Source organism: Exiguobacterium sp. JMULE1 (assembly GCF_013337175.1).
Lineage (GTDB): Bacteria > Bacillota > Bacilli > Exiguobacteriales > Exiguobacteriaceae > Exiguobacterium_A > Exiguobacterium_A indicum.
Genome location: NZ_SGWC01000002.1, coordinates 1,597,468 through 1,609,567, shown reverse-complemented (window position 1 = coordinate 1,609,567; position 12,100 = coordinate 1,597,468). Strand labels below are relative to the sequence as shown.

Genomic DNA, 12,100 nt, shown 5'->3' with positions numbered 1-12,100 from the left:
TCTTCTTCTGTCTTAAAAACCTTTAATCGTCATCCCACCATCGACATAAAGCGTTTGCCCGGTCACGTAACGGGCAGCAGCAGACGATAAGAAGACAACTGGTCCAACCAGTTCTTCTAATTCACCGACCCGACCGAGCGGTGTCACGTCAACGATGTCTTGCAGATATGTAGGATCTTTCAGCAATGGTTCCGTTAACGGCGTCTTAAAATACCACGGTCCAATCGCATTGACACGAATGTTTTGTGGTCCCCATTCGAGCGCCAGTACTTTTGTCATCTGAATCATTGCCGCTTTCGTCGTCGCATACACGACGCCGGTCCGTAAGGCGACGTGACCAGCAACCGAGGCGATGTTCAGAATGCTTCCACCTGTCTCCTGCATCCGTTTCCCAATTTCTTGAGCGAAAAAGAAGGCGGATTTCAGATTCGTCTGTTGGATCGTTTCCCACTCGTCTTCTGTTACATCGAGTGCCTTCGAACGAATGTTCATTCCAGCGTTGTTGACGAGCCCATCAATCTGCGGTACTTGTTCGTAGGCACGAGCTACCGTCTCGACGACTTGTTTCCGGTCAGTGATGTCGCACGGGAAGACGTAAGCCGTTCGACCGAGTCGTTCGATTTCTTGTGCCGTCTCCTTCAAATCCCGTTCCGTCCGGGCGACGAGAATGATGTTAGCACCGGCTTCAGCCATCCCGATGGCGAGCGCGCGTCCGATGCCTCGACCAGCTCCTGTGATGAGAAATGTCTGATCGGTTAACGAAAAACTTGGAAGATACATGATGTCACGTCCTTTTATTGAGAGTCATCACTTACTCTAATGAAAAATTGACTGAAAAGAAAGAAAAATCACTCCAAGGTAGAGTAGGGATGGTAAAATATTGAAAAGGAGGGATGAGATGAAGCGTGGTTTAGTTGTGACATTATGTATAACACTCGTGAGCCTTGCTGCTATTCAACTAGTCGGTACAGAAGTTTATCGTTATTTCTTTTATGATCCGGCAACCTATCAAGCCCGATTTATGGTTGATGGAGGCGGGAAAGAAGAAGGAAAACCGACCAAGCAAAAAATGGACATCCAAAGCGGGGGATTTGCGGATAAGGATGCCTTAGGTGTTGCTACCTTTTACGGCGTCATCGGTCTTGTCATACTACTGATTGTCATCTTTAGTGTGCGTTATTTCTTGAAGCGTTTGCGAAAACGACGCAAACGAGAGAATGTAATCGACGATTTAATGCAGCCGCCGCCGGTGTTTTCCCCAAATCGTTCGACACGACAAACACTTGTTGGTGAAGAATCAGAGTCAGAGATTCGCCGTCTGTTACAAACGTTCGATCGGCAACTGACACGACAAAAACGCCGCCGCTCCGAAGAGACGGTCGGCGAATGGTTACAACGGATTGATGTCACGCTTGATCCATCGATCTACCATCTCGTCCGGTACGGTGACACACCGGATTCGGCGATTTCACAAGATCAAGTCGATGGGCTGAGGCATGAACTACAAGTGCACCTTCAGCGCGACTGACCAAGTAAATCAAGCAGAATCGCATGATGAGAGGCGTCCCGTGAGACGAGTGACAATTCACGGACGACATCAAACCCGTCGACCGGTAACGTCTTGATTTCTGGGGATAGTCCGTCTTGGAAAATCTCCGGCAACAGGGCAATACCGAGCCCTGCACGGATGAAACCGAGGACGCTTGAACCGAATTCCATCTCGTTTTCTGCTTGGTAGACGGCACCTCGCTCGATGAACGCGTCCTTTAGGATGTTCGTCGAATCGCAATCGATCGGAAGCGACAAGAAAGAGGCGTCACGAATTTGCTCAAACGCCACAGACGTACAGCCTGTGAATCGTTCATCGTCTTGATGGACATAAAGTAAAAAGTTCTCCGTATACAAATGGGTCGTATGATACGGATGGACATGGTGACGATCGTCGAGTAAGACAGCATCGTATCGGCGTTCTTCAAGACCTTGCATCAAATCGATCGTCGTATGCGCCGTCTTCAACTTAAGATCCGGGGCCGTCGCTTGACGCGAGACGTGACGGGGGAGATACGTCATCGCGACGCTTGGCCATGATCCGAGCGTCAGTGTCGTCCGTTCGTCGATCGTACCGATTCGTCGTTTCATCTGATCGATCCGGTCAAGCAGTTCACGACTCTCTTCAAAGACGATTTCGCCAGCAGTCGTCAACGTGACACCATGTGCCGAACGGTGTAACAACGAGACGTCGAGTGCACTCTCAAGACTTTTGATTTGTTTACTTAACGCCGGTTGCGTCATATGCAGTACTTCGCTTGCTTTCGTCAGGCTGCCGGTCTCCGCGGTGACGAGGAATGCTTCCATCCATTCGGTCTTCATTGGTTCACGCTCTTTTCATACAGGTTGTTTAGAACTTACGCCATTTGAACGCATCTGACAATCATTTTGCATTTTTTATATTCTTAGTTTGGAATATTCTAAATTGGGAATATATAAAATAAAGAGGTGAACGGATATGAATGATCGGATACCAATACGATTCTCAGCTCTCGGAGACGCGACACGGATTCAACTCATCGAAGCGTTACGAAATGGTCCTCGCTCCGTCAATGAGTTAGCTGAACAACTACACTTACGCCAACCGCAAACCTCGAAGCATTTAAAGCTGTTGCTTGACGCGGAACTAATCACTGTCGAACGGCAGGCGAATCGTCGCTTGTATAGCCTTCGCCCAGAAACGTTTCGAGAGCTCGTCATGTGGAGCAACTCGCTTGCACAAATGGAAGCCCGCATGCATCGTCTAGACGCACATTTGAAGCAGATTCAGTCGAACGTGAAGGGAGACGGGACGAATGAAAAAGGAATTGAAGACCTCGATTGAGGGGAAGACTTTACGAATGGAATGGACATGTGAGGCTCCTCGAGATAATGTCTTTGCTGCATTCACAGAAAAAGAGCAACTCGAAGCGTGGTGGGGACCGGAAGGCTGGGAGACGATGATCAAGACGTTTGAGTTTCAACCAGGTGGTGTATGGCATTATTGCATGCGCTGTGTTGATCCGGCGCAAGGTGACTTTTACGGCATGGAGTCGTGGGGGAAAGCGATTTTCAGACACATCGATTCTCCGAACACGTATAGTCATGCCGATTATTTCTCGGACGCGTCAGGGGCGATCTCTGAACATTTACCGGGTAGCGAAAATGTCACGACATTCCTCGACCTCGGGGAGACGACGTTGATTGTCTTCGAGTCGACCTATGAGACAGAAGCAGCCTTGCAAGAAGTGCTCGGTATGGGGATGAAGGAGGGCTTTACGTCGCAACTGTATCGCCTTGATCGCTTATTAACGAAACGTTGAGAAGGAGTCGGTGAAGGATGCGGAAGCTCGGTCTTATAGTATGTCTGCTTTGTTTAGCCGGTTGTGGAAAATATACGTTGGAAGAGGCGAAAGAGAATGGCGACATCATCGTCCAGAATGATGTTACGAACAGCGACCGATTCGAGTCCTTTTTAAAGAAGTCAACGCAAGGCAAATCAGATCAGATCCGCATCACGGCATTTACGACTGAAGGAGACCCAGTATTGTATGACGTCAAGTATGATGGAAAGTCGTATCAATACACGTCTGATTCATCGCGTGATCAATTCGGTACAACAGACGATGATCGTAAAAACGAAGTCTGTAAGAGACTCGTCAAGACAAGCGAGAAGGAACAGTCGGTCTATACGTTACGCCAATGCGCTGAAGGGGCGGATCATGAGCTCTTACGATTGCCAACACAATAATCAAAAAGGATCGTGTCCCGTCGAATCAATCAGCGGGCACGATCCTTTTTATTCGATTTCGAGACGACGTAAAGCTTCGCGCCAACTGGAGAAGCGTTCAATCAACAACGTCAGTGAAGGTGCTTGATGCGCACGCGCCCACTTAGCATATTGTTGACTCGTCAGAAGTGGTCCATGTGTGGCTGCAGCTTGTTGAAGAGCGTCTAAGCAGTCTTGATCGGTGAAGAAGCCGTTCGAGGTGAGGTCGAAGTGCGCTAAGGCATTTTTCCACGTGCCGAAACGACGAATGATCGTATTTGCGCTTAGCATCTCTGGGTGTAAATCTCGTAATTCTGTGTAGGAGCGAATCGTCATGTTCGTTCCTTTTTGTGCGACATAAAAGGCGACGCTCTCTTCGATCGACCACCGTTTCGTTCGCTTAACCGCGGCGGGACGGTTTAACGTCATGCGTTCTTTCGTCGATAAATGGGAAGTCTTGACGATTCCAGCTCGTTCTAACAGGTGTGCCCACGAACCGAATCGGGCATTGATCTCTTCAAGAGAAGGATAAGGAAGTTGAGCTGCTAACTTTTGATAATGGGTAGCTTTCATAGGTGAATGGTGCATTTGATGAAGACCTTGAATCAAGCGGATGATCTTCTCATCCGTTGCTAAGGTGGAAGTGGAAGTCGGATGTTGACGCATGCAAGATATCTCCCTTTTGAATGGTTGTTTCAATTAAAGGCTAGTGTAGCATGGGCGATTGCGAGAACATACTAACAATATCGTAAGGTAAGAAAAATAGCGCATTTTCATCCGAGAAATACAGGAAAATAAGAGGTTGAACACGAATACAATATTATAGAAGAAAAGAGGGGGAACTGATCAATGACAGAAACACAGACGATTGATACGATGGAGGATATTTTAAAGATGCTTGATGCGCGATTGCGTGAACCAGAACCGTTTTGGGACAAGTTTTATGAAGATCGGACGAAACCGATCCCGTTTTTTAAAAACATTCCTGACGAGAACTTAGTTCGCTACGTCGAACAGGGCTGGATCTCGCCAGGTGACGCGTTAGATCTCGGAACAGGACAGGGGCGAAATGCGATCTATCTCGCAGCACACGGTTTCTCGATGACAGGACTGGATCTCTCATCAACCGCGTTAGAATGGGCAACGGAACAAGCACAACAGACTGGAGCGCACGTTGCGTTTCGAAAGCAAGATTTTCTAGAGACGACAGAACAGAATACATATGATTTCATTTACGATTCAGGCTGTTTTCACCATATGGCGCCACATCGACGTTTGACCTACGTGACGCGAATGAAGGAGATGTTGCGACCAGGAGGATATTTCGGATTAACGTGTTTTGTTGCGGGCGGTCCGCTTGGCGGGGCGACGTTGACAGACTGGGAAGTCTATCAAGAAAATAGTCTCCAAGGCGGACTCGGCTATACGAAAGAGCGATTACTCTCCATATTCGATGCATTCGACGTCATCGAACTAACGGAAATGAAACCCGTCGACAATCCAGAGGCATTATTTGGTCATGCTGGACTGTGGACTGGTCTGTTTCGATTAAAGAATTGATTCGTCCGGCATTCGAGACGCGAACCAGTCCACAAAGTAGTGGACATCTTCTAGCGAAACGATTTGGTCTGTATCGTATGCGGCGAACAGTGACAAAAAGCGCGGTTCGTCAGGGAAATAATGAAGCAGGATCGGGCGGAGTGTCTCGAGGTCATGCACGAAGCTTTGATCTTCCTCTAAGATGAGGTGATAGGCGCTCCGAACAATCCGTTTCACGATCGAATCCGAATCAAGCAAGGTGACTTGCCCTTTCTCTAGACGTGATAGATCAGACCTCAACTGCTCGGATAGCCCACTGTTTAATGCGAAGCCAAGAGCGCGTGTCGGACGAAGGGACGGAAATCGACTTTGGAGATTTTCGCCTGCCAGAAACAAGTTGACGGATTTCAACCAGACGCCCCAACGAAGTGCTTCGTCATCCCGTATGACGTCGCCAAGCAGACCGATGTCATAATCGATTTTGGTGACGAATGGATAGTCCTTCAACCAGTCTTCCGTCCGTTCATCTAACTGCATGTGTTCTTCTTCCGTCAACGGTTCGGTCAAAATCAGTGTAAAATCGAGGTCGGATTCAAAGGGACGCGCCGTTCCTTTGGCGACGCTGCCATACAAGTACACGCCATGAAACGCGGATAAGGTTTGTACATAGGCGACGACGTCCTGAATCACGGCACGATAACGGACAGGAATCGCTTCAGCGGAAGTTGGATTGTGGATGTAGCCATTTTTCGTGCCCAATGTCGTAGGATACTGCATCTGTCTTCCTCCTCATCCTTCAGGAATGGATTGATAGCGATACCACTTCTTGTTTCGCTGCACATATATAAACATCGTATCATCTTTTTCTTGATAGATGACCGTACCGCTCTTAAGATAAGTTGCCATGCCGTCCTCGAGCGTCTTTTCGGATGCTATTTTTTGGACACGTAGTCCAGGAGTCAAGGAGAGATCGGAGACGGTTACAACCTGATCTAGTCGGTACACGCGATCGTTCAAGCGGATGACGTCTTGATCTTGTTCAATGGCTTCCGCCGCGATGAGGTCCGTTGTTGTCATCGTCGTCTCCGCTAAGCATCCACTGAGAAAAAGAATGACCAATACGATAGTAGCTAACACTTTTTTCATGAAAATACCTCTTTCTCTGGTTATATATCGTAATTTACGATATATTCGGATTATACGATATAAGGGGGAGCATTATGATTTCAGCTGATTTTGCAAAAATTTATTATCAATTACATCCACGGTTCGAAGAAAACCTGTCTCACCAAAGTGTGCGTATTTTGCAATACATTCAATTTGCGATGAATCCGACGATCAAGCAGATTGCCGAGGCATTTCGCCTCTCACATAATACGACGTCTGAGCACGTCAAAAAGTTGGAGAGATTAGGCTATATCGAAAAAAAGCGAAATCCAGAAGACCAGCGCCAAGTGACGATTGGTTTGACAGTCTTAGGAGATACAATCGTTCGTCGTCATACCGAGCTCGATCCTGAACGGTTAAATCAAGTCCTTGCTACGATGTCAAAAACAGAACAACAGACGATTGAACAGGCGTTTCGATTGTTGCGGGAGGCGGCAGATGACTGCTTTTCTCGTTAAGGTGCTGTCGAGCGCACTGGTCATCGGTCTCGTCACGGAAGTCGCCCGGCGTTCACCGTCACTGGGTGGTGTGTTGTCTGCATTGCCCGTCGTCAGTCTGATCAGCTTTGCCTGGCTCGTTAAACAGGGAAGTGAACGGGCAGAACTGAGTACATTCTTAAAGAGTGTGTTACTCGGATTACCAGCGACGTTCTTATTGCTTGCCGTCTTATATGGGTTAATTCGCTTAGGGATTCCTGTTTTTTACAGTATACTTGGTGCAACAAGTTTTTTTATCGTTTGTTGGTATGTTCAACGTCAACTACAACATTGGTGGCAAACGTAATCAAAAAGGAGCGAAAGCGATGGTAATCCTTCAAACGGAGCGCTTGACGATTCATCCATGTTCAGCGAATGACGTGACACGTTTACAACAACAGCACTACGATAACGGACCGGAAGTTCAGCAGCATTTGATGTCAATAGCGTCAGATCCCTCACTACTATACTGGGGCAGCTGGCTCGTCATGACAAAGGATGGTCAAGTAATCGGGGATATCGGATTCAAGGGGAAGCTGGACATACGACAAGCGGTCGAAATCGGTTATGGTCTGTTACCAGCGTATCTCAATCAAGGGTTTGCGACGGAAGCAGTTCTAGCATTGATTGAATGGGCGTTTGAACAAACGGAAGTGACAGGGGTACTTGCGAAGACGAGTCGACGAATCAAGCATCAATCCGAGTACTCGAAAAAGCGGGATTGATTCAGGTCGGGAGCGACAATCAATATATCATGTGGGAGCGTATGAAGAGGGTGTAAAGGAAACTTGACAGGTGGTGTGTTATTTACATATAGTGGGACTACGAGGTGAAATCATGAAAAATAAGGTCAAGGAGATGCGCGAAGAACGAGGTTGGTCGCAAGGCGAACTGGCAAAACGATTGAACGTGTCGCGTCAGACGGTCATTTCCATCGAAAAAGAACGGTATAATCCGTCACTCGACCTCGCGTTTTCACTAGCTGATCTGTTTGAACGGCGAATCGAAGACATCTTTACACCGAATCGAACGAACGAGGAGGGAATAGAATGAAGCGAGTCAATATGTTACTAGACATCATTTTAATTGGAGTAGGTCTGTACTTAACAATGACAGATCCGGCGGCTAAAACTCTCGGGATCATCCTCGTTTTAGCTGGCGTCACGTCACGTATCACAGGAACGGTATTCTCGCCAACGGAACCGTATGATGAGCGCCAAGGAATTGTTAAAATTCGTAGTGGACATATCGCTTATCTCGTAAGCATCGGATATCTTTTCTTGATCTTGATTCTCGTCAATCTGTCGATCATAAAAGACATTCATTTTGCTCTGTTACTAGCATTAGGAGGGCAAATCCTGTTCTTTCCAATCATATTAATATTTGTCAATCGACGGATTTGATGAATACAAAAAAGGAATGTGTCTGACACATCCCTTTCCTCCATACGTCATCATGAATTCTGACGAATGGTTTGATTCAATTTATGACGGTACGATGTTTGCCAAGACTGCTCGTCCTTCACTAACTCATCACAAAACGCAGCAACATCCTCTCCAGTGAAATCTGTCACTGGTTTTTGCTCGAAGGCGGCTTGTTCCATCAACTCGAGGATGACGGTCAGTACACGATGACTACTTTGCCAGCTCGTTAGTCCACCCGTGACATTTAAATAGCGTTGAATCGCTTGATAAGCCTCATAGTAGCGAGGAGGAAGAGATTTAGCCCGCTTCTCCATCGACCGCCATTCTCGTTTAGCTTCCATACTACCGGTGATCCGCTCGAATATTCTCATCATCTCGTACTCCCTTCTTGTTTTAACTGCAGCAGTTCTTGCATTTTGTCAGATACGAACGCCCATTTTTCCCAAAAGATACGTAAACGATCGTGTCCTGCTTCGTTTAGCGTATAAAATTTTCGAGGAGGTCCCATTGTTGATGCTTTTTTTTCGATATGAACGAGCTGCTGCTTTTCTAAGCGCATCGTGATTGTATAGACTGTACCTTCCACGACATCTGAGAATCCGAGTTGACGTAACTGTTGAGTGATTTCATAACCATAAGTTTCACCGCGGCTAATGATCTCAAGTACACATCCTTCAAGAATACCTTTGAGCAATTCTGTGATATTTTCCAAACTATTCACCTCGATACTTAATAAATCAGCTACTTAGTATTAATGACTACCACTATATAGTAACACGAAGTACTGGTTTGGACAATATAAAAACCGCCTTATTATGGGCGGTTGAATCGAAATTAAGAGATCGCAAACGTATCCCGTAATTCGATGATTGTTCCTTCGGGTGCTTTTAATTTGCTGAGATGACCATCGACGACGAAGTAGATGTTTCCGCCGTGTTTCGGTAGGAAAGGCATCCCGAGTCGTTCGAGGCGTGCTACTTCTTCTTGCAAGTCGTCAACGTAAAGTGCGAAATGGACGGGACCCGCTGCTTGTTTCGTATAATCAGTGAACGGTTGACCCGATTTGGGTGTTTGCAATTCGATATAGAAGTCACCGAGACGTAACCAGCTGTTAAAGGCGCGGTCGTGAAAACCAGGTGACTCTTGAACGAGGGAGAATCCAAGTTGTTCATAAAAATGTTTAGACGCAGCATAGTCCGTCGTCTGAATGCAGATGTGATGAATTTGTTTCATACTAAAACCTTCCTTCGTGTTCAATGAAATCATGCAAAACTAGTGTAGCATTTCATGGATCGGTTGGAACGAACGAAATGGAGAATAGGATGCAACAAACGATGAATTTGATTTGTGAACGTTTTACAATAGGACAAATGATTAGCGAACCTGTACGATTGACTGGCGGACTCATGCATGAGACATGGCGATTACAGACGACGACTGGATCTTACGTCTTAAAACGATTGAATCCGGACATCATGCGACGCCCTGAAGCACGAAATAATTTTAAGATGTCAGAAGATGTCGCCGTGCAAGCGTCATTTCACTTAGCAGCATTACCGGCACGTCGCATCAAAGACCAAGCGGTACAAACGATTGACGGCTCGGATTACCTTTTGTTTGACTGGATCGATGGCAAGACGTTATCAACCGACCAGCTTCGATCGGCACATGCACGACAAATCGGAGTTCAATTAGGACGGTTGCATGGACTGACGGTAGCGACAACTGGTTTTTTAAAGCCGGATACCTCGAGTACTTCAATCGATTGGGACGGTCATTTAGAAGAAGGAAAACGGCAGCAAGCAAAGTGGCTGCAGCTATTCATGGAAGAGCAGGAACAGCTGCAACGAATAGAAAGATTAGCACAGGGAGCGCAAAAACAACTGCCAGTAGACTGGATTGTCAGTCATCGTGATCTCGATCCAAAGAACATCCTCTGGACACCAACGGGTCCAGTCCTGATTGATTGGGAGTCTGCGGGTCTGATTCATCGAGCGGTCGACGTGTTCGAGACAGCCTGTTATTGGTCGAAGCAGGAAAACGATACGTTTGACCGTGTTCGATTTAGCGCATTTCTTGATGGTTACGCGACAAACCAACGTTTGCCTGATGTCGACTGGACGCACGTCATCGATAGCAGTGTCCAAGGAAAGCTGGACTGGCTGAATTTTAATCTGGAGCGCTCACTCGGGAAAAGTGGGATCCCTGAAGCGGAACGAGTACTTGGAACAGAACAAGTCGTTTTAACAATAAAAGAATTACGAGCGCACGACCGGAATCTCTGGATCAAGTGGATGTCGGTAAGATAAGCATAAAAAGAGGCATCAAATCACTCGATTCGATGCTTCTTCGTTATTAAAACGATTTGACCAACTGTTCAATAGTTGATTCAGGAGTACGAATCGGAACATATCCGAGTCGTTTGATTCGTTCGTTTGAGAAAGTAGCGCATTCCGCTGCACGCTTCGGTATTTGGTACGGCTTGTCACTTGCTGTGATCAACTTCATCCGAAAATCCGTCTCAGGTAGATTCGCATCGATCGCATTGAAGATATCCCCATTATGCGCATTCGTTGCGGTAAGGACGATCATTTCGACTAGATTATCCGTATGGACCCACGGGACGACATCATCCGGATGCACCCAGGTAATCACATCCGCCTCCTTCATCCGCTCGACTTGACGATCCCCCCAATAGGACTGCTCCTCGGCACAAATTGATCCTGGGCGTAAGATGATTAAATCGGAATCGGGTGTGTTTTCCTGTAACAGGCGTTCGGATTCCTGCTTTGTATGGATGTAAACGTGCTCGGACGGTAGGAGCGGTGACGTTTCCGTAAAATGTCCACTCACGACTTCGCCGTACACGGAAGTCGTCGAGATGTGAACGATGCACTTGACACGAGCTTTTGTCGCAGCATCCGCGAGATGTTGTACACCTGTAACATTTGCTTCCTGTGCTAAATCGGGATCATCTCCGAGATAGGCAGCACAGTGAATCAACAGATCGACGCCTTGAAGTGCTGTAAGAAGCGAATCCGGATCACCGAGCTCACCGATGACTGCGTGGACACCTTTGAAAGCGTATTGATCCGCTTGTTCCTTAGAGCGATACAAACCGCGCACTTCACGCGCTTCTTTTAGAAAACGTCGCGCAACACGAGAGCCAAGCGTTCCGGTCATTCCTGTAACTAAAATCGTACTCTCTTTCAGGTTCATAAGTGCTTACCCCTTTGATTCTGTCTTTTCAGCGAAACATTGCTCACAAATGAAACGTCCTTCGCTTTTTAGGTATGCTTTGACTTCCGTCATCCCGCGATGTTTCGGATAGCGCATCTGGATGTAGACTTTTTCGTTTCCTTCAATCGTTTTGCCGCAATGCATACATGTCGGTTCTTTGCCGAACATCCTAACGCCCCCTATAAATTAATATCTTCTATCTTATCGTAAAGGAAAAACCAGGGTGTTGGAAGAATAAAGTAAAAAAGGAATCAAAAGGAGGGTGTCTATGATCTTCATTGCGATCTTTCTCGCCGTTGGTGGAGTCGTCTGGTTCATTTCAGCGCGGAGTCAATCGAAACATCGCTCGCTCGACGATCAGGAATATACACTGAACCAGCATGATGTCCATCAGCAACAAAATCATCGTGATTTTTGAAGGCATGTAAAGGAGCATCCAGTCCATTGACTGAATGCTC

22 protein-coding genes are annotated in these 12,100 nt (G+C 46.9%); 12 read left to right on the top strand and 10 right to left on the bottom strand.

Annotated features, from left to right (window positions below; genetic code table 11):
* Nucleotides 1-12: 12 nt before the first annotated feature.
* Complete coding sequence (locus tag EXW93_RS08810) at nt 13-780, bottom strand: SDR family NAD(P)-dependent oxidoreductase (protein WP_058713162.1); 768 nt, start codon at nt 778-780, stop codon at nt 13-15.
* A gap of 118 nt (nt 781-898) precedes the next feature.
* Between EXW93_RS08810 and EXW93_RS08805 the strand changes: the two genes are divergently transcribed.
* Nucleotides 899-1,528 (top strand): hypothetical protein, encoded by a 630-nt coding sequence (locus EXW93_RS08805; RefSeq protein ID WP_023468475.1) that lies wholly within the window; start codon nt 899-901, stop codon nt 1,526-1,528.
* On the opposite strand, the gene EXW93_RS08800 is transcribed toward EXW93_RS08805, so the two are convergent.
* On the bottom strand, nt 1,516-2,370 hold the full coding sequence (locus tag EXW93_RS08800) for a LysR family transcriptional regulator (protein ID WP_035397093.1): 855 nt from the start codon (nt 2,368-2,370) through the stop codon (nt 1,516-1,518). The genes EXW93_RS08805 and EXW93_RS08800 overlap by 13 nt on opposite strands.
* Nucleotides 2,371-2,506: 136 nt before the next feature.
* Here EXW93_RS08800 and EXW93_RS08795 point away from each other — a divergent pair, with 136 nt between their 5' ends.
* The 3 genes from EXW93_RS08795 to EXW93_RS08785 are packed head-to-tail and all read left to right on the top strand — an operon-like array spanning nt 2,507 to nt 3,778.
* Nucleotides 2,507-2,872, top strand: coding sequence for an ArsR/SmtB family transcription factor (locus EXW93_RS08795; protein WP_055968349.1), 366 nt, complete (start codon nt 2,507-2,509; stop codon nt 2,870-2,872).
* A complete protein-coding gene (locus EXW93_RS08790) occupies nt 2,844-3,350 on the top strand; it encodes an SRPBCC family protein (RefSeq protein ID WP_058713161.1) in 507 nt (168 codons plus the stop codon). Before EXW93_RS08795 ends, EXW93_RS08790 begins: the two co-directional genes overlap by 29 nt.
* 17 nt (nt 3,351-3,367) lie before the next feature.
* Complete coding sequence (locus EXW93_RS08785; protein WP_055968344.1) at nt 3,368-3,778, top strand: DUF4362 domain-containing protein; 411 nt, start codon at nt 3,368-3,370, stop codon at nt 3,776-3,778.
* A 48-nt stretch (nt 3,779-3,826) separates the two neighbouring features.
* Here EXW93_RS08785 and EXW93_RS08780 read toward each other — a convergent pair whose 3' ends face one another.
* Entirely contained in the window at nt 3,827-4,462 is a 636-nt protein-coding gene (locus EXW93_RS08780; protein WP_050677254.1) for a homing endonuclease associated repeat-containing protein, read from the bottom strand.
* Between the two features lie 183 nt (nt 4,463-4,645).
* Here EXW93_RS08780 and EXW93_RS08775 point away from each other — a divergent pair, with 183 nt between their 5' ends.
* Nucleotides 4,646-5,356, top strand: coding sequence for a class I SAM-dependent methyltransferase (locus EXW93_RS08775; protein ID WP_023468470.1), 711 nt, complete (start codon nt 4,646-4,648; stop codon nt 5,354-5,356).
* Here EXW93_RS08775 and EXW93_RS08770 read toward each other — a convergent pair.
* Both EXW93_RS08770 and EXW93_RS08765 read right to left on the bottom strand, forming a co-directional pair.
* Nucleotides 5,345-6,112 carry a nucleotidyltransferase domain-containing protein gene (locus EXW93_RS08770; protein ID WP_058713160.1) on the bottom strand — a complete coding sequence of 256 codons (768 nt, stop codon included), beginning with the start codon at nt 6,110-6,112 and terminating at the stop codon, nt 5,345-5,347. The genes EXW93_RS08775 and EXW93_RS08770 overlap by 12 nt on opposite strands.
* A gap of 12 nt (nt 6,113-6,124) precedes the next feature.
* Nucleotides 6,125-6,481 carry a hypothetical protein gene (locus EXW93_RS08765; protein ID WP_058713159.1) on the bottom strand — a complete coding sequence of 119 codons (357 nt, stop codon included), beginning with the start codon at nt 6,479-6,481 and terminating at the stop codon, nt 6,125-6,127.
* Nucleotides 6,482-6,555: 74 nt separating this feature from the next.
* Here EXW93_RS08765 and EXW93_RS08760 point away from each other — a divergent pair, with 74 nt between their 5' ends.
* The 5 genes from EXW93_RS08760 (at nt 6,556) to EXW93_RS08740 (ending at nt 8,381) form a co-directional block, all read left to right on the top strand.
* Entirely contained in the window at nt 6,556-6,960 is a 405-nt protein-coding gene (locus tag EXW93_RS08760; protein WP_055968336.1) for a MarR family winged helix-turn-helix transcriptional regulator, read from the top strand.
* Nucleotides 6,941-7,285: a DUF3147 family protein gene (locus EXW93_RS08755; RefSeq protein ID WP_035397105.1), complete on the top strand. Its 345-nt coding sequence runs from the start codon at nt 6,941-6,943 to the stop codon at nt 7,283-7,285. Before EXW93_RS08760 ends, EXW93_RS08755 begins: the two co-directional genes overlap by 20 nt.
* Before the next feature lie 19 nt (nt 7,286-7,304).
* Nucleotides 7,305-7,703: a GNAT family N-acetyltransferase gene (locus tag EXW93_RS08750; protein WP_058713158.1), complete on the top strand. Its 399-nt coding sequence runs from the start codon at nt 7,305-7,307 to the stop codon at nt 7,701-7,703.
* Between the two features lie 112 nt (nt 7,704-7,815).
* Nucleotides 7,816-8,031, top strand: coding sequence for a helix-turn-helix transcriptional regulator (locus EXW93_RS08745; protein ID WP_023468465.1), 216 nt, complete (start codon nt 7,816-7,818; stop codon nt 8,029-8,031).
* Nucleotides 8,028-8,381, top strand: a complete 354-nt coding sequence (locus EXW93_RS08740; RefSeq protein ID WP_058713157.1) for a hypothetical protein — start codon at nt 8,028-8,030, stop codon at nt 8,379-8,381. The genes EXW93_RS08745 and EXW93_RS08740 overlap by 4 nt, the downstream gene beginning before the upstream one ends.
* 50 nt (nt 8,382-8,431) lie before the next feature.
* On the opposite strand, the gene EXW93_RS08735 is transcribed toward EXW93_RS08740, so the two are convergent.
* The 3 genes from EXW93_RS08735 to EXW93_RS08725 form a co-directional block, all read right to left on the bottom strand.
* Nucleotides 8,432-8,776, bottom strand: a complete 345-nt coding sequence (locus EXW93_RS08735) for a DUF1048 domain-containing protein (protein ID WP_338060537.1) — start codon at nt 8,774-8,776, stop codon at nt 8,432-8,434.
* Entirely contained in the window at nt 8,773-9,114 is a 342-nt protein-coding gene (locus EXW93_RS08730) for a PadR family transcriptional regulator (RefSeq protein ID WP_058713156.1), read from the bottom strand. Before EXW93_RS08730 ends, EXW93_RS08735 begins: the two co-directional genes overlap by 4 nt.
* Before the next feature lie 122 nt (nt 9,115-9,236).
* Nucleotides 9,237-9,635, bottom strand: coding sequence for a VOC family protein (locus tag EXW93_RS08725; protein WP_023468461.1), 399 nt, complete (start codon nt 9,633-9,635; stop codon nt 9,237-9,239).
* A gap of 101 nt (nt 9,636-9,736) precedes the next feature.
* Between EXW93_RS08725 and EXW93_RS08720 the strand changes: the two genes are divergently transcribed.
* Nucleotides 9,737-10,711, top strand: coding sequence for a phosphotransferase (locus tag EXW93_RS08720; RefSeq protein ID WP_174316372.1), 975 nt, complete (start codon nt 9,737-9,739; stop codon nt 10,709-10,711).
* Nucleotides 10,712-10,757: 46 nt separating this feature from the next.
* Here the strand turns inward: EXW93_RS08720 and EXW93_RS08715 are convergent, their stop codons facing one another.
* Together EXW93_RS08715 and EXW93_RS08710 are read right to left on the bottom strand one after the other, a co-directional pair.
* On the bottom strand, nt 10,758-11,621 hold the full coding sequence (locus tag EXW93_RS08715; protein WP_058713154.1) for an NAD-dependent epimerase/dehydratase family protein: 864 nt from the start codon (nt 11,619-11,621) through the stop codon (nt 10,758-10,760).
* A 6-nt stretch (nt 11,622-11,627) separates the two neighbouring features.
* Nucleotides 11,628-11,810, bottom strand: coding sequence for a hypothetical protein (locus tag EXW93_RS08710; protein ID WP_023468458.1), 183 nt, complete (start codon nt 11,808-11,810; stop codon nt 11,628-11,630).
* Between the two features lie 100 nt (nt 11,811-11,910).
* Between EXW93_RS08710 and EXW93_RS08705 the strand changes: the two genes are divergently transcribed.
* Nucleotides 11,911-12,060 (top strand): hypothetical protein, encoded by a 150-nt coding sequence (locus tag EXW93_RS08705; RefSeq protein WP_023468457.1) that lies wholly within the window; start codon nt 11,911-11,913, stop codon nt 12,058-12,060.
* The last annotated feature ends 40 nt before the right edge of the window (nt 12,061-12,100 follow it).

Bases quoted from the DNA above. Each gene is read 5' to 3' on its own strand.
- EXW93_RS08810 (WP_058713162.1), bottom strand. From the start codon at position 780: ATGTATCTTCCAAGTTTTTCGTTAACCGATCAGACATTTCTCATCACA.
- EXW93_RS08805 (WP_023468475.1), top strand. From the start codon at position 899: ATGAAGCGTGGTTTAGTTGTGACATTATGTATAACACTCGTGAGCCTT.
- EXW93_RS08800 (WP_035397093.1), bottom strand. From the start codon at position 2,370: ATGAAGACCGAATGGATGGAAGCATTCCTCGTCACCGCGGAGACCGGC.
- EXW93_RS08795 (WP_055968349.1), top strand. From the start codon at position 2,507: ATGAATGATCGGATACCAATACGATTCTCAGCTCTCGGAGACGCGACA.
- EXW93_RS08790 (WP_058713161.1), top strand. From the start codon at position 2,844: ATGAAAAAGGAATTGAAGACCTCGATTGAGGGGAAGACTTTACGAATG.
- EXW93_RS08785 (WP_055968344.1), top strand. From the start codon at position 3,368: ATGCGGAAGCTCGGTCTTATAGTATGTCTGCTTTGTTTAGCCGGTTGT.
- EXW93_RS08780 (WP_050677254.1), bottom strand. From the start codon at position 4,462: ATGCGTCAACATCCGACTTCCACTTCCACCTTAGCAACGGATGAGAAG.
- EXW93_RS08775 (WP_023468470.1), top strand. From the start codon at position 4,646: ATGACAGAAACACAGACGATTGATACGATGGAGGATATTTTAAAGATG.
- EXW93_RS08770 (WP_058713160.1), bottom strand. From the start codon at position 6,112: ATGCAGTATCCTACGACATTGGGCACGAAAAATGGCTACATCCACAAT.
- EXW93_RS08765 (WP_058713159.1), bottom strand. From the start codon at position 6,481: ATGAAAAAAGTGTTAGCTACTATCGTATTGGTCATTCTTTTTCTCAGT.
- EXW93_RS08760 (WP_055968336.1), top strand. From the start codon at position 6,556: ATGATTTCAGCTGATTTTGCAAAAATTTATTATCAATTACATCCACGG.
- EXW93_RS08755 (WP_035397105.1), top strand. From the start codon at position 6,941: ATGACTGCTTTTCTCGTTAAGGTGCTGTCGAGCGCACTGGTCATCGGT.
- EXW93_RS08750 (WP_058713158.1), top strand. From the start codon at position 7,305: ATGGTAATCCTTCAAACGGAGCGCTTGACGATTCATCCATGTTCAGCG.
- EXW93_RS08745 (WP_023468465.1), top strand. From the start codon at position 7,816: ATGAAAAATAAGGTCAAGGAGATGCGCGAAGAACGAGGTTGGTCGCAA.
- EXW93_RS08740 (WP_058713157.1), top strand. From the start codon at position 8,028: ATGAAGCGAGTCAATATGTTACTAGACATCATTTTAATTGGAGTAGGT.
- EXW93_RS08735 (WP_338060537.1), bottom strand. From the start codon at position 8,776: ATGATGAGAATATTCGAGCGGATCACCGGTAGTATGGAAGCTAAACGA.
- EXW93_RS08725 (WP_023468461.1), bottom strand. From the start codon at position 9,635: ATGAAACAAATTCATCACATCTGCATTCAGACGACGGACTATGCTGCG.
- EXW93_RS08720 (WP_174316372.1), top strand. From the start codon at position 9,737: ATGAATTTGATTTGTGAACGTTTTACAATAGGACAAATGATTAGCGAA.
- EXW93_RS08715 (WP_058713154.1), bottom strand. From the start codon at position 11,621: ATGAACCTGAAAGAGAGTACGATTTTAGTTACAGGAATGACCGGAACG.
- EXW93_RS08710 (WP_023468458.1), bottom strand. From the start codon at position 11,810: ATGTTCGGCAAAGAACCGACATGTATGCATTGCGGCAAAACGATTGAA.
- EXW93_RS08705 (WP_023468457.1), top strand. From the start codon at position 11,911: ATGATCTTCATTGCGATCTTTCTCGCCGTTGGTGGAGTCGTCTGGTTC.